The organism is Acidovorax sp. SRI_002 (assembly GCF_057586455.1).
Window position 1 is genome coordinate 293,549 of sequence record NZ_JBYCZW010000004.1, and the last position, 20,032, is coordinate 313,580.

Annotated in this window: 20 protein-coding genes; 17 read left to right on the forward strand and 3 right to left on the reverse strand. The window is 64.8% G+C overall.

Features of this window, described 5'->3' with window-relative positions:
• Positions 1-12 precede the first annotated feature (12 nt).
• From truA to accD, 5 genes are all read left to right on the forward strand, one after another.
• Positions 13-834, forward strand: coding sequence for a tRNA pseudouridine(38-40) synthase TruA (truA, locus tag AC2YJX_RS12620; RefSeq protein WP_487256221.1), 822 nt, complete (start codon positions 13-15; stop codon positions 832-834).
• Entirely contained in the window at positions 831-1,583 is a 753-nt protein-coding gene (locus AC2YJX_RS12625; protein WP_487256222.1) for a phosphoribosylanthranilate isomerase, read from the forward strand. Before truA ends, AC2YJX_RS12625 begins: the two co-directional genes overlap by 4 nt.
• Positions 1,561-2,844, forward strand: coding sequence for a tryptophan synthase subunit beta (trpB, locus tag AC2YJX_RS12630; RefSeq protein WP_121420750.1), 1,284 nt, complete (start codon positions 1,561-1,563; stop codon positions 2,842-2,844). The genes AC2YJX_RS12625 and trpB overlap by 23 nt, the downstream gene beginning before the upstream one ends.
• The gene (trpA, locus tag AC2YJX_RS12635) at positions 2,845-3,654 is read left to right on the forward strand and encodes a tryptophan synthase subunit alpha (RefSeq protein ID WP_487256223.1); all 810 of its coding nucleotides are present in this window, start codon (positions 2,845-2,847) and stop codon (positions 3,652-3,654) included.
• A 122-nt stretch (positions 3,655-3,776) separates the two neighbouring features.
• Positions 3,777-4,649 (forward strand): acetyl-CoA carboxylase, carboxyltransferase subunit beta, encoded by an 873-nt coding sequence (gene accD / locus AC2YJX_RS12640; protein ID WP_055399419.1) that lies wholly within the window; start codon positions 3,777-3,779, stop codon positions 4,647-4,649.
• A gap of 273 nt (positions 4,650-4,922) precedes the next feature.
• Here the strand turns inward: accD and AC2YJX_RS12645 are convergent, their stop codons facing one another.
• On the reverse strand, positions 4,923-5,471 hold the full coding sequence (locus AC2YJX_RS12645; protein ID WP_055399421.1) for a YggT family protein: 549 nt from the start codon (positions 5,469-5,471) through the stop codon (positions 4,923-4,925).
• 79 nt (positions 5,472-5,550) lie between these two features.
• Between AC2YJX_RS12645 and AC2YJX_RS12650 the strand changes: the two genes are divergently transcribed.
• The 12 genes from AC2YJX_RS12650 to AC2YJX_RS12705 all read left to right on the forward strand — a co-directional run bounded on the left by AC2YJX_RS12650 (position 5,551) and on the right by AC2YJX_RS12705 (position 18,274).
• Positions 5,551-6,192 (forward strand): LON peptidase substrate-binding domain-containing protein, encoded by a 642-nt coding sequence (locus AC2YJX_RS12650; RefSeq protein ID WP_121505770.1) that lies wholly within the window; start codon positions 5,551-5,553, stop codon positions 6,190-6,192.
• Between the two features lie 40 nt (positions 6,193-6,232).
• Entirely contained in the window at positions 6,233-8,146 is a 1,914-nt protein-coding gene (locus tag AC2YJX_RS12655) for a polysaccharide biosynthesis protein (protein WP_487256224.1), read from the forward strand.
• Positions 8,143-9,375, forward strand: a complete 1,233-nt coding sequence (locus AC2YJX_RS12660) for a lipopolysaccharide biosynthesis protein (protein ID WP_487256225.1) — start codon at positions 8,143-8,145, stop codon at positions 9,373-9,375. The genes AC2YJX_RS12655 and AC2YJX_RS12660 overlap by 4 nt, the downstream gene beginning before the upstream one ends.
• Positions 9,359-9,937, forward strand: coding sequence for an acyltransferase (locus tag AC2YJX_RS12665; protein WP_487256226.1), 579 nt, complete (start codon positions 9,359-9,361; stop codon positions 9,935-9,937). Before AC2YJX_RS12660 ends, AC2YJX_RS12665 begins: the two co-directional genes overlap by 17 nt.
• A 1-nt stretch (position 9,938) precedes the next feature.
• Positions 9,939-10,994, forward strand: coding sequence for a glycosyltransferase (locus AC2YJX_RS12670; protein ID WP_487256227.1), 1,056 nt, complete (start codon positions 9,939-9,941; stop codon positions 10,992-10,994).
• Between the two features lie 5 nt (positions 10,995-10,999).
• Positions 11,000-12,031: a glycosyltransferase family 2 protein gene (locus tag AC2YJX_RS12675; protein ID WP_487256228.1), complete on the forward strand. Its 1,032-nt coding sequence runs from the start codon at positions 11,000-11,002 to the stop codon at positions 12,029-12,031.
• Complete coding sequence (locus AC2YJX_RS12680) at positions 12,028-12,726, forward strand: class I SAM-dependent methyltransferase (protein ID WP_487256229.1); 699 nt, start codon at positions 12,028-12,030, stop codon at positions 12,724-12,726. The genes AC2YJX_RS12675 and AC2YJX_RS12680 overlap by 4 nt, the downstream gene beginning before the upstream one ends.
• A 43-nt stretch (positions 12,727-12,769) precedes the next feature.
• Positions 12,770-13,939, forward strand: coding sequence for a DegT/DnrJ/EryC1/StrS family aminotransferase (locus tag AC2YJX_RS12685; RefSeq protein ID WP_121505763.1), 1,170 nt, complete (start codon positions 12,770-12,772; stop codon positions 13,937-13,939).
• Between the two features lies 1 nt (position 13,940).
• Positions 13,941-14,552 carry a sugar transferase gene (locus AC2YJX_RS12690; protein ID WP_487256230.1) on the forward strand — a complete coding sequence of 204 codons (612 nt, stop codon included), beginning with the start codon at positions 13,941-13,943 and terminating at the stop codon, positions 14,550-14,552.
• Between the two features lie 355 nt (positions 14,553-14,907).
• The gene (lysS, locus tag AC2YJX_RS12695; protein WP_055399439.1) at positions 14,908-16,452 is read left to right on the forward strand and encodes a lysine--tRNA ligase; all 1,545 of its coding nucleotides are present in this window, start codon (positions 14,908-14,910) and stop codon (positions 16,450-16,452) included.
• Positions 16,453-16,520: 68 nt separating this feature from the next.
• Complete coding sequence (locus AC2YJX_RS12700; protein WP_055399441.1) at positions 16,521-17,555, forward strand: GGDEF domain-containing response regulator; 1,035 nt, start codon at positions 16,521-16,523, stop codon at positions 17,553-17,555.
• Positions 17,556-17,617: 62 nt separating this feature from the next.
• Positions 17,618-18,274 (forward strand): mechanosensitive ion channel family protein, encoded by a 657-nt coding sequence (locus tag AC2YJX_RS12705; RefSeq protein WP_487256361.1) that lies wholly within the window; start codon positions 17,618-17,620, stop codon positions 18,272-18,274.
• A 144-nt stretch (positions 18,275-18,418) separates the two neighbouring features.
• Here AC2YJX_RS12705 and nagZ read toward each other — a convergent pair whose 3' ends face one another.
• Both nagZ and acpS read right to left on the reverse strand, forming a co-directional pair.
• Positions 18,419-19,510, reverse strand: coding sequence for a beta-N-acetylhexosaminidase (gene nagZ / locus AC2YJX_RS12710; RefSeq protein WP_487256231.1), 1,092 nt, complete (start codon positions 19,508-19,510; stop codon positions 18,419-18,421).
• A 73-nt stretch (positions 19,511-19,583) separates the two neighbouring features.
• Positions 19,584-19,979, reverse strand: a complete 396-nt coding sequence (gene acpS / locus AC2YJX_RS12715) for a holo-ACP synthase (protein ID WP_121420761.1) — start codon at positions 19,977-19,979, stop codon at positions 19,584-19,586.
• Positions 19,980-20,032 lie beyond the last annotated feature (53 nt).

Here is a 20,032-nt window from a genome sequence, read left to right on the forward strand (position 1 = left end):
CCAGGCCGCCCCATGACGCGGGTGGCGCTGGGTGTCAGCTACAACGGACAGGCCTACAGCGGCTGGCAAAGCCAGCTGTCGGGCAACACGATTCAGGACAAACTCGAAGCGGCCCTGGGCCGCTTTGCCACGCACCCTGTCAGCACTTTGTGCGCAGGCCGTACCGACGCAGGTGTGCATGGATTGATGCAGGTGGTGCACTTTGACACGCCGCTGAACCGCCCGCCCTCCTCCTGGGTACGGGGTACCAACACCTTTCTTCCTGCCGATATTGCCGTGCAATGGGCGCAGCCCGTGCCGGACGGCTTCCATGCTCGCGCCAGCGCGGTCGCGCGGCGCTATGCCTATGTGCTGCTGCAGTCCCCCGTGCGGCCGAGTGTGGACGCCGGTCGCGTGGGCTGGGTTTTCCATCCGCTGGACCACCAAGCGATGCGGCAAGCTGCGGACTACCTGCTGGGCGAGCACGACTTCACCTCGTTTCGTGCGTCGGCGTGCCAAGCCAAGTCCCCCGTCAAGACCCTGCAGCGCATCGACATTACGCGCCGGGGTCTGGGAGAACCACACCCGGAGCTGGGCTGGATCCCCTGCTACTGGCGCTTTGAGTTCGAAGCCAACGCGTTTTTGCACCACATGATCCGCAACATCATGGGCTGCCTGATTGCCGTGGGCCAGGGCAACCAGCCTCCTGAATGGGTGGCGCAGGTGCTCGCCGCCAAATCCCGCGATGCGGCAGCGCCCACGTTTTCGCCGGATGGGCTGTTTTTTCAAGGCCCGGTCTATGACGCCGCCTGGGGCTTGCCCCAGCGCACGGCTGCGTATGATTGGTTGCCATGAACGCACAAGACATCTCCAAGCTGCCGCATGCACGCACCCGCATCAAAATCTGCGGCCTGACCCGCGAGCAGGACGTGGATGCCGCCGTGGCGGCAGGCGCCGATGCAGTGGGTTTCGTGCTGTATGCCCCCAGCCCGCGTGCGGTAACACCCGAACGCGCAGCACAACTGGCCAGACGCCTGCCGCCCTTTGTCACACCAGTTTTGCTGTTCGTGAACGAGCCCGCTACCAATGTGATAGCTACCAGCGCTTTGATAGCAGGCACTACGATCCAGTTTCACGGTGATGAATCTCCCCAGGATTGCCTGGCCGCCACCCACCAAGGCGCACGCCCCTACCTGCGAGCCGCCCGAATTCCCCTGGGCGACGGTGCGGCCAGCTTTGACCTCGTAAAATACGCCTACGATTACTCTCACGCCCAGGCCATCCTGCTCGACGCCCATGTCGAAGGTTTTGGCGGCAGCGGCAAGGCATTCAATTGGTCACTCCTTCCACCAAGCGTCAGCTCTCACCTCGTTTTGTCTGGTGGACTCACGCCTGCAAACGTGACCGATGGCATTTTGCAAGTCCGTCCGCGGGGTCTCTCGCTGGCGGTTGATGTCAGTTCCGGCGTCGAAGCCGATGGCCCCGATGGAAAGCCCATCAAGGGCATCAAAGACGCACTGAAGATCCAACGCTTCGTTGCCGCCGTGCGGGCGGCCGATGCACAACTTGCAAAGAACCCCCATGAATTCCTATCAGCAACCTGATACTTCTGGCCATTTCGGCCCCTACGGCGGCAGCTTCGTCAGCGAAACCCTGACCCACGCCATCCAGGAACTGCGCGAGGCCTACGCGCGCTACCAAAACGACCCCGAGTTTCTGGCCGAGTTTCACTACGAACTCAAGCACTTCGTCGGTCGCCCATCACCCATCTACCATGCAGCCCGTACCAGCCGCGAAATGGGTGGCGCGCAGATCTACCTCAAACGTGAGGACCTGAACCACACCGGCGCCCATAAGATCAACAACGTGATTGGCCAGGCCATGCTGGCCAAGCGCATGGGCAAGCCCCGCGTGATTGCAGAAACGGGCGCAGGTCAGCACGGCGTGGCCACGGCCACCATCTGCGCGCGCTATGGCCTGGAATGCGTGGTGTACATGGGTGCAGAGGACGTCAAGCGCCAAAGCCCCAACGTGTACCGCATGAAATTGCTGGGCGCCACGGTGGTGCCCGTGGAATCGGGCAGCAAGACGCTGAAAGATGCCCTCAACGAGGCCATGCGCGACTGGGTGGCCAATGTGGACAACACCTTCTACATCATCGGCACGGTGGCAGGCCCACACCCCTACCCCATGATGGTGCGTGACTTCCAGAGCGTGATCGGCAAGGAGTGCATCGACCAGATGCCCGCCATGTTGGCCGAGCAAAAAGTGCTGGGCGACCAGCCCGATGCCGTGATCGCCTGCGTGGGTGGCGGCAGCAACGCCATGGGCATCTTCCACCCCTACATCCCGTTCGAGAAAACGCGCCTCATTGGCGTGGAAGCGGCAGGCGAAGGGCTGGAGTCGGGCAAACACTCGGCATCGCTGCAAAAGGGCAGCGCGGGCGTGCTGCACGGCAACCGCACCTTCATCCTGCAGGATGACAACGGCCAGATCACCGAAACCCACAGTATCAGCGCAGGTCTGGACTATCCGGGCGTGGGCCCGGAGCACGCCTGGTTGCAGGAAATCGGGCGTGCCGAATACGTCGGCATTACCGACAAGGAAGCTCTGGAAGCCTTCCACTACCTGTGCCGCACCGAGGGCATCATCCCCGCGCTCGAATCCAGCCATGCCGTGGCCTACGCCATGAAACTGGCCAAAACCATGCGCCCTGACCAATCGATCCTGGTCAACCTCTCGGGCCGTGGTGACAAGGACATTGGCACCGTTGCCGACCTGAGTGGCGCCGATTTTTACTGCCGACCCAGCTGCCAGGGACAGTCCGTCAAGGGCGGCGAGCAATCCATCAAGGTGGTGAAGTAAATGACCCGTATTGCATCCACCTTCTCTGCCCTGCAAGCGCAGGGCCGCAAGGCACTGATTCCCTATGTGACCGCTGGTTTCCCGTTCGCCGACATCACCCCTGCACTCATGCACGGCATGGTGGAGGCCGGTGCCGACGTGATTGAGCTGGGCGTGCCCTTTTCCGACCCCATGGCCGATGGCCCGGTGATTCAAAAGGCGGGCGAAAAAGCCCTCAGCCTGGGCATTGGCATGGTGCAGGTGCTCGACCATGTGCGCGAGTTCCGCAAGCGCAACAGCACCACACCCGTGGTGCTGATGGGCTATGCCAACCCCGTGGAGCGCTACGACCAAAAGCACGGTGCAGGTGCCTTTGTGCGCGATGCGGCGGCCGCTGGCGTGGACGGCGTGCTCATCGTGGACTACCCACCCGAAGAGTGCGAGACCTTTGCCGCCAGCCTGCGTGAGCACGGCATGGACCTGATCTTCCTGCTGGCCCCCACCAGCACCGATGAGCGCATGGCCCAGGTGGCGCGCGTGGCCAGCGGCTACGTGTACTACGTGTCGCTCAAGGGCGTGACCGGCTCGGGCGCGCTGGACACCTCGGCCGTGGAGCAAATGCTGCCTCGCATCCGCCAGCATGTGACGATCCCCGTGGGTGTGGGCTTTGGCATTCGCGACGCCGCCACCGCCCAGGCGATTGGCAAGGTGGCCGACGCCGTGGTCATTGGCAGCCGCATCATCCAGCTGATTGAAGACCAAGAGCACGCCAAGGTGGTGCCAATCACGATCGACTTCCTGCGCGGCATCCGCAAGGCAATGGACGCGTAGACGCATAATGCAGCCCGGCGCGCCGCCCTCATCGGGGCACGGCGCGCCACAGATTCCACCCGGCCTGCCCCCTGCGGCGCCCCAGCGCCCCGGCAGGCCGAGCCACTGAAGAGGAGAACACCATGTCCTGGCTCGAAAAACTTCTGCCCTCCAAGATCCAGCAAACCGACCCCACCGAGCGCCGCCAGGTGCCTGAAGGGCTGTGGATCAAGTGCCCGAGCTGCGAAACGGTGCTCTACAAGGCCGATCTGGAGCAAAACCAGAACGTTTGCCCCCATTGCAGCCACCACCACCGCATTGGCGCCCGCGCGCGGCTGGACGCTTTTCTGGACGCCGAAGGCCGCTATGAAATCGGCCAGGAAGTGCTGCCCGTGGATGCCCTCAAGTTCAAGGACAGCCGCAAATACCCCGAGCGCCTGAAGGAAGCCCTGGAAAACACGGGTGAAACCGATGCCCTCATCGTCATCGGTGGCGCGGTCAAGAGCATCAACGTGGTGGCAGCGTGCTTTGAGTTCGACTTCATGGGTGGCTCGATGGGCTCCGTGGTGGGCGAGCGTTTTGTGCGCGGCGTGGAAACCGCCATCGAGCAGAAGGTGCCCTTTATCTGCTTTACCGCCACCGGCGGCGCACGCATGCAGGAAGGCCTTCTGTCCCTGATGCAGATGGCCAAGACCAACGCAGCGCTGACCCGCCTGGCCAAGAAGGGCCTTCCCTACATCAGCGTGCTGACCGACCCGACCATGGGCGGCGTGAGCGCAGGTTTTGCGTTTGTGGGCGACATCGTGATTGCCGAGCCCAAGGCCCTGATCGGCTTTGCCGGACCGCGTGTGATCGAATCCACAGTGCGCGTGACCCTGCCCGAAGGCTTCCAGCGCGCCGAATTCCTGCAAACCAAGGGCGCCGTGGACTTCATCTGCGATCGCCGTGAACTGCGCAACACCGTGGCCAGCAGTCTGGCCATGCTGCAGCGTTTGCCTGCTGACGCAGTGATGTAACACCACCGGGTGGGTGCGTGCGCAAAGCCTCGTGCTGAGGTGATGCGCCCGCCAAAGCCGCGAAAACACTATTATTTTGATAGCTGCTAGCGCTTTATGGATAAGCGCTAGGGTTCGATTTCACTGATATTTTGGTATCAGATATCTATTGCCGCGCATCATGCGCAGCCGCCGAAACCGGCGCGGCCCCAACCAGGGACGGCAAGAAAGGGCCGCCCCGCAGCAAGGCCGTCGTCCCCCTGGGGGGAAGGCGCCAAAGGCGACTCAGGGGGGCTACTTCATTACGCTGGCCTGCAAATGGCCCAGCACGATCATCGCCACCTGCAGCAACACCAGCACGGCCAGCGGCGACAGGTCGATACCGCCCACCAGCGGGATGATGCGGCGAAACGGCCGCAGGATGGGCTCGCACAGCCGGGCAATCACATCGGCCAGGGGTGACCGCGCCTGCACCCACGACATCACGGCATAGACGATCAACAAGCCAATCAGCCCCGACACCGCCACCCGCGCGAGGCCAAACAATGCCAGCCACGGCAGCCAGGCCCATGCCGAGGCGGCGCCCAGCAGCAGGGTCAGCAAAAAATACTGCGCCAGCTGCAGCAACACGGCTGCCACCAGGCTCGACACATCCCAGCGCCCCACCGGCGGGATCACGCGGCGCAGCGGCATGATGAGCCAGTCCGTCAGCGCAAAAACCAGTCCGCCGACGGGGTTGGAAAACGGCACGCGCTGCCACTGCATGTACAGCCGCAACAGGCATGCCCCGGTGAGCAGGCCACCAACAACGTCGAGCAGGAAAGAGGCGATCTGGTAGAGCATGGATGAGACAAAAATAAGGGGCCGCCGCGAAAGCAGGCTGCGCCATGGGATGATAGCGAGCCAAGGTATCCCCCCTTTCATGACACAACCCCTCACCCTGTCATCCTTGCCCCTTTTCCCTCTGGGCTCCGTGCTGTTCCCAGGTGGTCTGCTGGCCCTGCGCGTGTTCGAAGTGCGCTACCTGGACATGGTGCGCAAGTGCCATCAGGCGGGCGCCCCCTTTGGCGTGGTCGCCCTCACGCAAGGCCGCGAAGTGCGCCAGGCGGGCGCGCCTGAAGAACAGTTCAACGATGTGGGCACCCTGGCCGTCATCGAGCAGATCGACACCCCGCAGCCTGGCCTGATCACACTGCTGTGCCGTGGCAGCCAGCGCTTTCGCATCACCCAGCGCAGCCACCTGCCCCATGGCCTGTGGATCGCCGATGTGGGGCACATCGACCCGGATCTGATGGTGCCAATCCCGCAAGACCTGAGAAAGGCATCGACAGCCCTCGCCCAGGTGCTGCACACCCTGAAGCAGCGTGACCCCGAAACTCCGACTGCGATTGTCCCCACAGCAGCCCAGCTGGACGACTGCGGATGGGTGGCCAACCGCTGGTGCGAGCTTTTGCCCGTGCCCCTGGAACTCAAGCAGCGCCTGATGGAGCTGGACAACCCGCTGGTGCGGCTGGAACTGGTGGGCGATGTGCTGGAGCGGACCGGAATTGCCCCCACACAATGAGCCGCCGAATCGCTACTGCCCCCTCTTCTTCTCATAGCCCATGCTGAACCGCATCCTGGGCTGGTCCCGCACAGCCAAGCGCATGGTGGTGGTGGCCATGGACATCTGTCTGGGTGTCATCGCGATGTGGCTCGCCTTCACGCTGAGGCTGGAGACGCCCCACTGGCCCTCAGGCATGCAGTGGCTTGCGTATGCGCTGGCGCCCGCCCTTGCGTTTCCGATTTTTGCCAAGCTGGGGCTTTACCGCGCCATCTTCCGCTACACGGGGATCACGGCGCTCATCACCACGGGCAAGGCCGTGGCCATCTACGGTGCCCTGTTGCTGGGCTGCCTGCTGGCCGCCCAGTGGGAGGGCGTTCCGCGCAGTGTCGGCATTCTCCAGCCCCTGCTGTTCATGCTGCTGGTCGGTGCCAGCCGCGCACTGGGCTGGCTGGCGCTGGCAGGGCGCAGCAGCCATGCGCCGTACCGACTGCTGATCTACGGCGCTGGCAGTGCCGGCGCACAGACGGCTGCGGGGCTGGGCAGCATGCGCCAGTACCTGCTCAAGGGGTTTGTGGACGACGATGCCAGCAAGATCGGGCGCAGCATCAACGGCGTGCGTGTGCACGCCTCCAACGCGCTGCCCGAGGTGGTACGCCGCCTTGGCATCACCGACGTGCTGCTGGCGCTGCCCAGCACCACGCGCGAGCGACGGCGGCAGATCATCGAAAGCCTGCGCGAGCTGCCCGTGCGGATCCGCACGCTGCCGGGCCTGTCGGACCTGGCCAGCGGCCGGGTGACCGTCACGGACTTCCAGGACCTTGAAATCGAAGACCTGCTGGGCCGGGAGCCGGTGGCGCCGGACCCAGGTCTACTGGGGCGCAATCTGGCGGGCACCGTGGTCCTGGTCACCGGCGCGGGCGGCAGCATTGGCAGCGAGCTGTGCCGGCAGATCGTGCGCGAAGGGCCGCGCCAGTTGCTGCTGGTGGACCATAGCGAATACGCGCTGTACTCCATCCACCACGAATTGGCGGCGCTCGCGCACCAGGGCGAGCATGCATGTGCACTGGTGCCCCTGCTCGCCAGCGTCACCCACAAGGCGCGCATGGCAGACATCTGCCAGCAATACCGGCCCACCTCCATCTACCATGCGGCCGCCTATAAGCACGTGCCCATGGTGGAGGCCAACGCGGGCGAAGGTATTTTGAACAACGTGTTTGGCACCCTGAACATGGTGCAGGTGGCGCTAGAGTGCGGTGCCACCCATTTCGTGCTGATTTCCACCGACAAGGCCGTGCGCCCGACCAACATCATGGGCGCCACCAAGCGTGTGGCAGAGATGGTGCTGCAAGCGATCGCAGCGTCGCCCCGCGCACCTTTCCCGCAGCTTGCCGACAGCTCACCCGCCTGGGCTTGCCCCACCCGCCTGTCGATGGTGCGCTTTGGCAACGTGCTGGGTTCCAGTGGCAGCGTGATACCGCTGTTTCGCAAGCAGATCGCGGCCGGTGGCCCCCTTACCGTGACGCACCCGGACGTCACGCGCTACTTCATGACCATTGCCGAAGCCGCCCAGCTGGTGCTGCAGGCAGGGGCGATGGCCGAGGGCGGCGACGTGTTCCTGCTGGACATGGGCGAGCCCCTACAGATTCTGGAATTGGCAGAGCGCATGGTGGCCTTGTCGGGATTGACGGTGCGCGACGATCTGCACCCCGAAGGAGACATCGAAATCGTTTTCACCGGACTGCGCCCGGGTGAAAAACTTTTCGAGGAACTGCTGATTGGGGACAATCCCTTCCCCACCGACCACCCCCGCATCCTGCGGGCGCGTGAAGAATACCGCCCATGGGAGGAGCTGCAGACCTTGCTCCAGGCATTGCAGAAGGCAGCCCATGCGGGCGACCCCATCGCCATGACCGCTCTGCTGCGACAGCTGGTGCCTGGCTACCACCCCGAAACGCAACCCGTACTGCCATGAAGTCGGGACTTGTACGGGCAACGCTGACCCTGCTCACGGGCAGCGTTGCAGCCCACGCCATCCCGCTGGTGCTGGGCCCCGCACTCACACGCCTCTACAGCCCTGAGGACTTCGGACAGTTTGCACTGCTGTGGGCGCTGGCCACCAACCTGGCGGTGGTGGGCTGTGCGCGCTATGAATTCGCACTCCCCCTCGAAAGCACCGAGCTGCGCGCCGCCCAGCTCATGGCGCTGTGCGCTCGCATCTTGCTCGCTGTCACCACGGCATCTGCTGCAGCCGCAGCCGTGCTTCTGCTGTGGCGCGGCATGCCGATGGTGTGGGCGCTGCCATTGGCGGTGTTCGCAGGCGGCGCTGTGCAATGGCTCACCCTGTGGGCAAGTCGGTCCCAACGCTTTGGTCTGCTGTCGGCGGCCAGGCTGCTGCAACAAGGCGGTGGCGCCATCCTGCAATTGCTGTTCGGATTCATGAAGACCGGCCCGCTGGGTCTGGTGCTGGGCGCCACATTGGCCAGCCTGGGCGCGGCATGGATGCTGGCCAGGCCTGCCCCTGCGGGTGGCTGGGTGGGTCTGTGGCGCCAGCCGTTGGCCACACTCCGGTCCATGGCCCAACAGCACCGGGACTTTCCGTTGCTCAACACACCCCACGCTTTCATGGGGGCGCTGCAGGACACCCTGACTTTGGTGTTGGTGGCGGCCTGGACTGGAGACGCCGCTGCGGGGTTCTGGGCGCTGGCGCTGCGCTACCTCAAGGCCCCTGCGACCCTCATCGGCGGGGCCTTGTCGCAAACCTTGTACCCCCGCCTTCTGAAGGCGCAGAGCCCCAACGAAGCGCGCACCCTGGTGCGCCAGGCCCTGCTGGGGCTGGCCGCCCTGGCCTGCCCGCTGGCGGCAGTGCTGCTTGCCTGGGGTCCGGACATCTTTTCCCTGGCCTTTGGCGACCAATGGGCGCAGACCGGGGAACTGGCCCGGTCCATTGCGCCGTACATCGCCGTGCATTTCATGGCATCGCCCCTCGCGGTGGTCACCATGGCCTGGGGCGCGCAGGCCTGGGCGCTGCGCCTGGCGTTGGTTGGACAATGCCTGTTTTTTGCGGGCCTGCTGCTGGGCCTCCATCTGGGCGGGCTGACCGGCGCCGGATGGGGCGTGTCAGCGAGCATGCTGGCCTACTTTGCCTACTATTTCTGGGCGTTGGCAAACTGGAAGGACATCCCCCATGAGAGCCGTGCTTAACCGCTGGCGCCGCCGCCTCTGGCAGGCGCTGTTCTACCGCATGGTGTTCGGGGAAAGCGACCACCTGGGCCGCAGCCTGCCCCACACCCGCATTGCCCCCAGCACCTGCATCGAAGGCGCCGAGGGGCTGCGGCTTTCCGACCACGTGTTCATAGGGCAATTCAACTTCATCGACGCCACGGCAGGCCTGCAGATTGGGCAAGGGGTGCAGATCACCAACTTCGTCAGCATCGTCACCCACAGCTCCCACCGCGCCATTCGCCTCCTGGGCAGCAGCTACGCAGTCTACGAGGGCCCCAAGCCTGGCTACATCAGCGCGCCCGTGGAGATCGGCGCCTACACCTTTGTCGGCCCCCACAGCCTGATCGAAGCGGGTACACGCATCGGCAAGGGGGTGGTGGTGTGCGCCTACGCGCAGGTGCGCGGCGAAGTGCCCGATTTCGCCATCATGGCAGGGGCCCCAGCGCGCCAGATTGGCAATGTGCGCGAGCAGGATGAGCGCCTGCTGTTGCAGCATCCGGAACTGCGCCCACACTACGAATCCTGGACACGGGCAAGCTGACATGGCCACACACCTGTGCCTGCTGGGCGATGCCACCAGCCCCCATGTCCAGCGGTGGGCGCGGGAGATGCTCCAGCGTGGCTACCGCGTTTCGCTGATCACGGCCCGCCCCGCGTCCATCGATGGCGTCACGGTGCGGGCCATCCGGCCTGTGCACCGATCGCTGGACTGGCTGCTCCGTGTACGGGAAACGAGGCGCCACGTGGCCAAACTGGCGCCTGACCTCCTGCATGCCCATTACGTCACCTCCTACGGCTATCTGGCCGCACGTTGCGGCAAACATCCGCTGGTGATGACCGCCTGGGGCAGCGACCTGTTGGTGACCCCAGGCAAAAGCGCCTGGATGCGCTGGCTGACCGGCTGGATACTGCGCCAGGCCGACCTCATCACGGGCGACTCAGCGAGCCTGATGAGCGCGGTGGCAGACTTCCGCCCGCCCGGCGCCGCCGAGGAAATCCATTGGGGTGTGGAACTGCAACGCTTCCATCCCGTTCCCTGGAGTCACAAGCAAGGCAGCCAGCTGGTGAGCCTGCGCGCCTGGGAACCCAACTACAACATCGACACCATCATCGAAGCGTTCGCCCTGCTGCAGGCGCGATTGCCGGGCGCCGATCTGCGCTTGCACCTGCTCGGCGGAGGCAGTCTGGAAGGTGCCCTGCGCAGCCAGGTGCACACGGCGCAGCTGGACAACAAGGTGCAGTTCCACGGCCGACTCGATGACGCGGGCATGACCCGGGTACTGGGCGAAAGCAAGATATCTGTGTCGGTGCCCAGCAGCGATGCAACATCGGTCGCCATGCTGGAGAGCATGGCGTGTGGCCTCGCCGTGGTGGCCAGCGAACTGCAGGCCAACCGGCACTGGATCGACGCTGAGTGGCTGGTTGCAGCCGGAGATGCCACAGCGCTCGCCGCCCGGCTCGAAGCCCTGATTGCCAATGAGGCCATCGCGGAACAAGCCGGGCTGCAAAATGCTGCCCGCATAGCGCAAGACGGCGACCGCGCGGTGCAAATGAACCGCATGCACGCGCTGTACCAGCAACTGCTCCCTACCCCTTGATCCCCATGCCCACAGGCCTTGACTTGGACAACCTGATCAGCGTGATCGTGCCATGCCGCAACGAGCGCCAGCACATCGACGCTTTCTGTGACTCCGCCCTTCGCCAGCAACTCCCGGTGGGCTGGCGCATGGAAGTGCTGATTGCAGACGGTGACAGCGATGACGGCACGCGCGAACACCTGATGCAGCGCTGTGCTGCAGACCCCAGGCTCGTGCTGGTGGACAACCCCGGCCGCATTGTGTCCACCGGGCTCAACGCCTGCATTGCCCGCGCACGGGGCGGCACCATTGCCCGCATGGACGTGCACAGCCAGTTTGCCCCCGACTACCTTGCACAGTGCATTGAGGCGCTCGAACGCACCCGCGCCGACAACGTGGGCGGCCCATGGGTCGCCCACGGAACGGGCCCCACCGGGGCCGCCATAGCCGCCGCCTTCCAATGCCGTTGGGTGGTGGGTGGCGCACGGTCGCGCGATGTGCAATACGAAGGCGAGGTGGATACCGTCTACCTCGGATGCTGGCCCCGCAGCGTGTTTGACCGATTCGGGCTGTTTGACGAAACGCTGGTGCGCAACCAGGACGACGAGCACAACCTGCGCATGCGCCTGGGGGGTGCACGCATCTGGCAGAGCAGCCTCATCCATTCCACCTACCATCCGCGCAATTCGCTCAGGCACCTGTTCGCACAACAACGGCAATATGGCTACTGGCGGCCTTTTGTGATGCGCAAACATGGGCAGCCGGGCTCCGTGCGACAACTGGTGCCTGCAGCTTTTGTGGCCGCAGCAGTGGGAGCCTCCGCTGCCTCGCCGTGGTCCGCCTGGCCCTTGGCTGCACTGGGCATCGCCTACGCAGGGTATCTTCTGGCGGCATCAGTGGCGGCAGCCCGGTCGGCCCGCAACGGGGGACTGCTGCCCCGCCTCCCGGGGACGATTGCAGCGTTTCATGTGGGCTACGGCCTGGGTACCTGGCGAGGACTGTGGGACATTGCGCGCTCGCGCGCCCCTTCGTCCGACTTTGCACGCATCACCCGATGACCGACAACGAACCCCAGGCCGTCAAGGCCCGCTACGCCCGGCGCGACACAGTGGCCGACGAAGCGCGCTACAGCCTGTATGCCAACGCTGCGGCGCTGCAGGCGCAGCAGGAGCGCCTGCGCGCCATGGCACGCATCTGGCAAGCCCACGGCTGGAGCAGCCTGGCCCAGCGGCCCATGCTGGAGGTTGGCTGCGGGAGTGCGGGCAATTTGCACGATCTGGTGCGGCTGGGCGCCACGCCCGCTTGCCTGACGGGCCTGGAGCTTCTTCCCGAACGTGCCGCCGCAGCGCGCGCCTCGCTGCCAGCAGGCGTGGCCATTGTGGAAGGGGATGCCGCCTTGGCCCCGGTGCAGCCCGCCAGCCAGGATGCCGTGCTGGCGTTCACACTCTTCAGCTCCTTGCTCGACGAGGGCTATCGCCGCCATCTGGCCGACGTGATCTGGCAATGGGTCGCGCCCGGCGGCGGTGTTCTCGTCTATGACTTTGTCGTCAACAACCCCGCCAACACCGATGTACAGGGCATTCCACTGCGCGAACTGGGCATCCTGTTTCCCGGGGCCCAGATACACTCCCGCCGCGTTACGCTGGCACCTCCGCTGGCACGGCGCCTGCCCGCGCCAGCGATTACGCCAGCATCCGCACTGCTGTGGTTTCTGCGCACCCACCGCCTGACCTGGGCCGTGAAGCCACGCTGAGCGCGGCCTCGCTCTGGCCCTTTTAGCACTCACCACAACGCCCATGAACTCCCCCGCCGACCTACCCTTTCTCCCGTTCGCCCGCCCCGACATCGGGCCGGCAGAAATCGATGCCGTCAGCGCGGCCATGCGCTCGGGATGGGTCACGACCGGGCCCAAGACCAAAGAGTTTGAGCAGGCATTCACCGCCTTCCTGGGCGGCGGTGGTCTGCAGAGCATCGCCGTCAACTCCGCCACGGCGGGCCTGCACCTCGCGCTGGAGGCCCTGGGCATCGGCCCCGGCGATGAAGTGATCGCGCCCACACTGACCTTCACCGCCACCGTGGAGGTGGTGCGCTACCTGGGTGCGGACCCGGTACTGGTGGACGTGGACCCGGTGACCCTCAATATCGACCCGGCCAAGGTACGCGCGGCCATTACACCCCGCACCAAAGCCATCATGCCCGTGCACTACGGGGGCCTGGCCTGCGACATGGACGCCATCCTGGCCATCGCCAAAGAACATGGCTTGAAGGTGGTGGAAGACGCAGCCCATGCCTTGCCCACCACCTGGCGCGGCACCCTGGTGGGGCAGTTGCAGTCCGATGTCACGGTGTTCAGCTTCTACGCCAACAAGACCATCACCACCGGCGAAGGCGGCATGGCCGTCACGCATGACCCGGCGCTTGCGCAACGCATGCGCACCATGCGCCTGCATGGCATGAGCCGGGATGCGTTTGACCGCTTCACCTCCAAAACCCCGGCCTGGTACTACGAGGTGGTCGCTCCGGGCTTCAAGTACAACATGACGGACGTTGCCGCCGCCATGGGCGTGGAGCAGCTGGCACGGCTGCCACAGTTTGTGCAGCGGCGTCAAACCCTGGCAAGCCGCTACAACACACAGCTGGCGCCCCTTCCGCTGCTATTGCCAGCCGATGCACCACACGGCGACACCCATGCGTGGCACCTGTATGTCATCCGGCTGCGAGCGGACGCACCACTGGGGCGTGATGAGGTCATCCAAGCGCTGTCGGACCGGGGCATCGGCACCAGCGTGCACTATGTGCCGCTGCACCGGCACCCGTACTGGCGGGACCGCTATCAGCTCACGCCGGAGATGTTCCCCCAGGCCGATGCAGCCTACCAGGCCATGATCAGCATCCCCCTGTTCACCGCCATGGGTGACAGCGATCAGGACCGTGTGATTGCCGCGCTGCACGAGGTGCTGGGCTGACATGCCCAAGCGGCTGTTCGACCTGTTCTTGGCCGCCCTCGGGCTGCTGCTGCTCGCGCCCGTTCTGCTGACCGTGGCACTGTGGGTGGTGTGGGATTCGCCCGGCCCGGCATTCTTTCGCCAACAGCGCGTGGGCCGCGCAGGCAGGTTGTTTCGCATCGTCAAGTTCCGCACCATGCACCCGCGTGCAGAAGCTGCGGGGCCTGCGATTACCGTGGGGGCCGACGCCCGCATCACCCGGGCGGGCCACTGGCTGCGGCGCACCAAGATCGATGAATTGCCGCAGCTTTTCAACGTGCTGCTGGGCCATATGAGCCTTGTCGGCCCCCGACCCGAAGTGCCGCACTATGTGGCGCTCTACCCGGATTCCGTGCGGGACCTGGTGCTCAGCGTCCGGCCGGGCATCACGGACCGCGCCTCCATCGAATTTCGCGACGAAAGCACTTTGCTGGGCCAGAGCAGCGATCCAGAGCGCACTTACGTGGAGCAGATTCTGCCCATCAAGCTGCGCTATGCCGCCGAGTACGCCCGCTCGCACACGCTTTGGAGCGACCTGAAGATCATCGTGAGGACGGCATCCGCGCTGTGGGGTGACCGGCCGTCCAGGGGATAAGAACCTGTTCAAAATCTTTTCGGGGTCGCACAAGGTCCTTGCCGGGATGGGATGCAAGGAGCGGTGCGCAGTGGATAGCCCGGCTATCCACAAGCGCCGCAACGCCGCAGACCGTCCGGCAAGGCACTTGCCCGAAGGGTTGGAGTGAAATCGGGCGATTGGACGCCCCGGCTGCTTGCATGGGCACGAGCCCATGCGGCGCATCCGAAGCATCCACTCATCCCGATTGCACTCCAATGCGATCCCCGAAAAGATCTTGAACAGGTTCTTAGGACCTGTCGGCAACACATAGCCGATAAAATGAGGGGTTTGGCTGAACCCAGCCCCATTTCACGCCCCCGCACCGACGGCACCTATGTCAGACCAAAACCACGCCCCCGCTCCCCAGGACGAAAACCAGCTCATCGCAGAGCGCCGCGAAAAGCTCCGCGCTCTGCGCGAAGTCCAGGCCACTGGCGGTGGGGTTGCCTTCCCCAATAACTTCAAGCCCGGCCACAAGGCTGCCCAGTTGCACCTGGAACACAGCACTGCCACGAACGAGTCCCTCGAAGCCACGCCAGTGAACGTCTCCGTGGCTGGCCGCATGATGCTCAAGCGCGTGATGGGCAAGGCCAGTTTTGCAACCGTGCAGGATGGCTCGCTGGGCGACGTAGGCGGCCGCATTCAGCTCTATGTGACCCGTGACGCCGTGGGCGAAGACCTGTATGCCGCCTTCAAGCACTGGGACCTGGGCGATATCGTGGGAGCCGAAGGCACGCTGATGAAGACCAAGACGGGCGAGCTGTCGGTCAAGGTGACCAGCCTGCGCCTGCTCACCAAGAGCCTGCGCCCGCTGCCCGACAAGTTCCACGGCATGGCCGACCAGGAGCAGAAATACCGCCAGCGCTACGTGGACCTGATCACCGACGAGCACGCCCGCAAGCGCTTCATGGCGCGCAGCAAGGCCGTGAGCGGGCTGCGCGAATTCATGGTGAGCCACGGCTTCCTTGAAGTCGAAACGCCCATGCTGCACCCCATCCCGGGCGGTGCCAATGCCAAGCCGTTCGTCACGCACCACAACGCGCTGGAGCAGGAGATGTACCTGCGCATCGCGCCCGAGCTCTACCTCAAGCGCCTGATCGTGGGCGGCTTCGAGCGCGTGTTCGAGATCAACCGCAGCTACCGCAACGAAGGCATCTCGGTGCGCCACAACCCCGAGTTCACCATGATGGAGTTCTACGCGGCGTACTGGAACTACCTGGACCTGATGGACTTCACCGAGACCCTGATCCGTGAAGTGGCCCTGAAAGCCACGGGTTCGCTGCAGATGACCTACCAGGGCCGCGCGGTGGACCTGACCCAGCCCTTTGCCCGCCTGACGATCCGCGAAGCCATCTTCCAGCACACCGAAGCAGGCGCCCATGTGGACGATGCCGCCTGGCTCATCAGCGCATTGAAGAAGCTGGGCATGACCGAAGAGAAGGACAAGCTCTCGGCCCGCACGCTGGCCAGCCTGCAGGTGCTGTACTTTGAAGAAACGGTGGAAGACAAGCTGTGGCAGCCCACCTTCATCATGGAGCACCCCACCGAGATCTCGCCCCTGGCGCGTGCCAACGACGCGCGCCCCGAGGTGACGGAGCGCTTTGAGCTGTACATCACCGGCCGCGAGTTCGGCAATGGTTTCAGCGAACTGAACGATGCCGAAGACCAGGCCGCCCGCTTTCACGCCCAGGTGGCCGCCAAAGACAGCGGCGATGACGAAGCCATGTTCTACGACCACGATTTCGTGCGCGCGCTGGAATACGGCATGCCCCCCACGGGGGGTTGCGGTATCGGCATTGACCGTCTCATGATGCTGCTGACTGACAGCCCCAGCATTCGCGACGTGATCCTGTTCCCCGCGCTTCGCCGCGAGTCCTGAGTCGCGCGTCCCGGATGCCCTCGGGGCATCCCGGACCCGCCCTTTGAAGGCCCCAAGGAGACACTACCGTGCCCTTCAGTTCCAGCAACGCCCCCTACCCGGCCAGCCAGCCCTTGCCCTCGGGCAACGCTTTTTCGGTGCTGGTGGTCGAAGACCAGGGATCCGTGCGCGCAGCGCTGGTGGCCGAGCTGCGGCGGGCCGGGGTGTCAGACATCTTTGAGGCGCCCGAGGGCAACGCAGCGCTGCACCTGTTCAAAACCCACCGCCCCGATCTGGTGCTGCTGGACATCCGGCTGCCCGGCCAGGACGGCTACTGGGTGGCCCAGCAGATGCGCGAGAGCGAGGCGGGCGACTGGACGCCCATCATCTTCCTCTCGGGCCTGGACAACGAACTCGATGTGTGGCGCGGTATTGAAGTGGGTGGTGACGACTACCTCGTCAAACCCGTCAAGCCCATCGTGCTGATGGCCAAACTGCGTGCCATGCGCCGGCTGCTGGACATGCGCCGCAGGCTCGTCTCCATGTCGGCCGAGTTGCATCTGGCCAACCAGCGGCTCAACGAAATGGTGGAAATCGATGCGCTCACCGGCCTGGTCAACCGCCGGGGGTTTGACCGCATTTTGCACAACGAGATCCTGGCTGCGCGCCGGGACGGTACGCCGCTCACGCTGATGCTGTGCGACCTGGACCACTTCAAGCTCTTCAACGACGCCAGCGGGCATGTGCAGGGCGATGCCTGCCTGAAGGAAGTCGGCCGCCTGTTGCGCGAGGTGTGCGTGCGCCCTCGTGACATCGCCTCACGCTACGGTGGTGAGGAATTCGCCCTCATCCTGCCCAACACGCCACGCTCGGGTGCCATGACCTTCGCGCGGGCCCTGGGACAGCTGCTCAAGGTGCGCGCCCTTCCACACGCAGATTCCCCGCTGGGCAACATCCTCACGCTGTCAGGCGGCATCACCACCTGCGTGCCTGACGACAGCACGAACGCCGAAAGCATGATCATGCGTGCCGACCAGGCGCTTTATGCCGCCAAGGCCCAGGGCCGCAATCGCTTCTTCAGTTTTGAAATGCAGATGGACACCGTGGAGCAACTGCGCAATTGAGTTTCTTTTCTGCCCTCACGTTTGACGCCACCGAGCGCAACGCCCGCACCGCCGTTTCGCGCATGCAGCTGCTGAAAACCCGCCTTCCCGACTGGGTACAAGACTGGCTCGAAGTCATCATCCCCGGCACGCAGATCCTGCTGATCCTGTTTGTCGCCTGGCTGCTACAACGGGTGCTGCGCCGCATAGTGCGCCGTGCCAGCGCGCACTACCAGGTGCCCGACGAACTGGTGGTGCCCATGAACGGGCTGATCCGCTGGCTCATCATTGCCAGTGCGGCGCTGCTGGTGCTGGAACGCATGGGGGTGTCGGCCACCGTGCTCTGGACCGCGTTCACCGGGTTTGCCACTGTCGGGGCCGTGGCCTTTTTCGCGGCGTGGAGTGTGCTCTCCAACCTGTTTTGCGCGCTGCTCATCTTCACCGTGCGGCCCTTCAAGATTGGCGACTACATCGAGGTGCTGGACACCGCCGAAAAGCCCGGGGCCAAAGGACGTGTGGTGGACATCAACCTGCTCTACACCACGCTCGAAGACCATGGCGCTGCGGCGGACCAGGTCGCCTGGCTGCAGATTCCCAATGCGCTGGTATTTCAACGCGTGGTGCGCAGGTTTCAGGGGGTGCCACCACCGCCTGCACTACCCGCCACCGCTGCAGAGGCCGCAGAAAGTGCACCGGCAGCCCCGCCTCCAGTCACGCCAGGGCCCTTCAACACGCCCTAATCCACTGAAGCCGAGAAATCGGCTGTGCGTGAGGGTCTGGCAGGGTCGCACGCTAGGCGGCGGGCGCAGGCGGGTTGCACACCCGGCGAGCACGGCAACGACGAGGGCGCCGCACCAGACTCCGGGCCAGGGGCTCTCACGGCGTCAGGGCAACAGGTCCAAGGCCTGCAGATAGGCGGGCTGGTACATCAGCTCATCCCAGGCCTGGGGAAGGGTTTCGGGCAGCAGCGCCAGGCGGCGGGATTCGCTGTCCACACTCGGCTGCCAGCGGCCCTGGTTCTGGGCCTGTTCCAGGCCGTCGATGAGTTCATCCACGGCCTTGCCATCGCCCACGCTCTGGTTGCACAACAGCACCAGGTCGCAGCCTGCCTCCAGCGCTGCCACGGCGGCATCGGTGTAGCTGACGACCTGGCCGTCCAGGCGCCGCGCACCTTCCATGCTGAGGTCGTCGCTGAAGATGGCGCCGTCAAAACGCATCTGCCGCCGCAGGATGTCCTGCAGCCAGCGCTGCGAGAAGCCTGCGGGGCGGCTGTCCACCTTGGGGTAGATCACATGGGCGGGCATCACGCTGGTGAGCGTGCTGCTGAGCCAGGGGTATGGCGCGGCGTCGTCGGCCAGGATGGCCTTCAAGCTGCGCTTGTCCACCGGCACCTCGGTGTGCGAGTCGGCTTTGACAAAGCCGTGCCCCGGGAAGTGTTTGCCGCAGTTGGCCATGCCGGCCTGCAGCAGACCGTGCATGAGGCTCTTGGCGAGTAGCGCCACCACACGCGGGTCGCGGTGAAAGGCACGGTCGCCGATCACACTGCTTTCACCCCAATCGAGATCGAGAACGGGGGTGAACGAGAAATCAACCCCACAGGCGCGCAACTCCGCACCCAGCACGTAGCCCGCCGCCGTGGCCGCATTGGTGGCGCGCAGCGCGCCGCTGCCAGGCACGGCCTTGGCGCCCTTGCCATCGTCCATCCACATCTCGCCGAGAGCGCGCATGGGCGGCAGGTGGGTGAAGCCATCGGTGCGAAAGCGCTGCACGCGGCCGCCCTCATGGTCCACGCAGATCAGCAGATCGTCACGCACGGCCTTGATACTGCTGGTCAGCTGCAGCAGCTGCGCGCGGTTTTCCCAGTTGCGGGCAAACAGGATCACGCCACCGGTCAGCGGATGGGTCAGGCGGCGGCGGTCGGCGGCGGTCAGCTCTGTGCCTGCCACGTCGAGGATGAGGGGTGCGTGTTCGGTCATAGGGTGTCAAACATCAGGTTGCTATTACAAACATAGCTGCTAGCGCTTATCCATCAAGCGCTAGAGGCCATTTTTAATCCAATTTCTCTACCACACAGAAGCTGGCGGCGTAGTCGGTCTCGTCCGTAACGCTCAGGTGCGCTTTCAGCCCTTTGGCGTCAAACCATTCCTTGAGTGCGCCGTGCAGCACGATCACGGGCTGGCCGCTCGCAAGCTTGGCCACTTCACAGTGGCGCCAGGTCATGGGCATGCGCATACCCAGGCCGATGGCTTTGCTGAACGCTTCCTTGGCAGAGAACCGCGTGGCCAGGTAGCGCAGGCCGCGGTCGGGCCAACGGCCACTCCTCTCGTGCCAGGTGGCCAATTCACCGTCGGCCAGCACCTTCTGGGCAAAGCGCTCGCCGTGGCGTTCCAGGCTGGCCGCGATGCGGCGCACGTCGCAGATGTCGGTGCCAATGCCGTAGATCATGGTTTTTGAATAAAATTGGGCTCTAGCGCTTATCCATCAAGCGCTAGCAGCTA

What these genes read in the sequence shown, in the direction of transcription:
- AC2YJX_RS12680 (WP_487256229.1), top strand. Translation starts at nt 12,028, where the DNA reads ATGACCGACAACGAACCCCAGGCCGTCAAGGCCCGCTACGCCCGGCGC.
- AC2YJX_RS12650 (WP_121505770.1), top strand. Translation starts at nt 5,551, where the DNA reads ATGACACAACCCCTCACCCTGTCATCCTTGCCCCTTTTCCCTCTGGGC.
- AC2YJX_RS12675 (WP_487256228.1), top strand. Translation starts at nt 11,000, where the DNA reads ATGCCCACAGGCCTTGACTTGGACAACCTGATCAGCGTGATCGTGCCA.
- AC2YJX_RS12685 (WP_121505763.1), top strand. Translation starts at nt 12,770, where the DNA reads ATGAACTCCCCCGCCGACCTACCCTTTCTCCCGTTCGCCCGCCCCGAC.
- AC2YJX_RS12665 (WP_487256226.1), top strand. Translation starts at nt 9,359, where the DNA reads ATGAGAGCCGTGCTTAACCGCTGGCGCCGCCGCCTCTGGCAGGCGCTG.
- nagZ (WP_487256231.1), bottom strand. Translation starts at nt 19,510, where the DNA reads ATGACCGAACACGCACCCCTCATCCTCGACGTGGCAGGCACAGAGCTG.
- accD (WP_055399419.1), top strand. Translation starts at nt 3,777, where the DNA reads ATGTCCTGGCTCGAAAAACTTCTGCCCTCCAAGATCCAGCAAACCGAC.
- AC2YJX_RS12625 (WP_487256222.1), top strand. Translation starts at nt 831, where the DNA reads ATGAACGCACAAGACATCTCCAAGCTGCCGCATGCACGCACCCGCATC.
- truA (WP_487256221.1), top strand. Translation starts at nt 13, where the DNA reads ATGACGCGGGTGGCGCTGGGTGTCAGCTACAACGGACAGGCCTACAGC.
- lysS (WP_055399439.1), top strand. Translation starts at nt 14,908, where the DNA reads ATGTCAGACCAAAACCACGCCCCCGCTCCCCAGGACGAAAACCAGCTC.
- AC2YJX_RS12670 (WP_487256227.1), top strand. Translation starts at nt 9,939, where the DNA reads ATGGCCACACACCTGTGCCTGCTGGGCGATGCCACCAGCCCCCATGTC.
- acpS (WP_121420761.1), bottom strand. Translation starts at nt 19,979, where the DNA reads ATGATCTACGGCATTGGCACCGACATCTGCGACGTGCGCCGCATCGCG.
- AC2YJX_RS12655 (WP_487256224.1), top strand. Translation starts at nt 6,233, where the DNA reads ATGCTGAACCGCATCCTGGGCTGGTCCCGCACAGCCAAGCGCATGGTG.
- trpA (WP_487256223.1), top strand. Translation starts at nt 2,845, where the DNA reads ATGACCCGTATTGCATCCACCTTCTCTGCCCTGCAAGCGCAGGGCCGC.
- AC2YJX_RS12660 (WP_487256225.1), top strand. Translation starts at nt 8,143, where the DNA reads ATGAAGTCGGGACTTGTACGGGCAACGCTGACCCTGCTCACGGGCAGC.
- trpB (WP_121420750.1), top strand. Translation starts at nt 1,561, where the DNA reads ATGAATTCCTATCAGCAACCTGATACTTCTGGCCATTTCGGCCCCTAC.
- AC2YJX_RS12690 (WP_487256230.1), top strand. Translation starts at nt 13,941, where the DNA reads ATGCCCAAGCGGCTGTTCGACCTGTTCTTGGCCGCCCTCGGGCTGCTG.
- AC2YJX_RS12705 (WP_487256361.1), top strand. Translation starts at nt 17,618, where the DNA reads ATGCAGCTGCTGAAAACCCGCCTTCCCGACTGGGTACAAGACTGGCTC.
- AC2YJX_RS12645 (WP_055399421.1), bottom strand. Translation starts at nt 5,471, where the DNA reads ATGCTCTACCAGATCGCCTCTTTCCTGCTCGACGTTGTTGGTGGCCTG.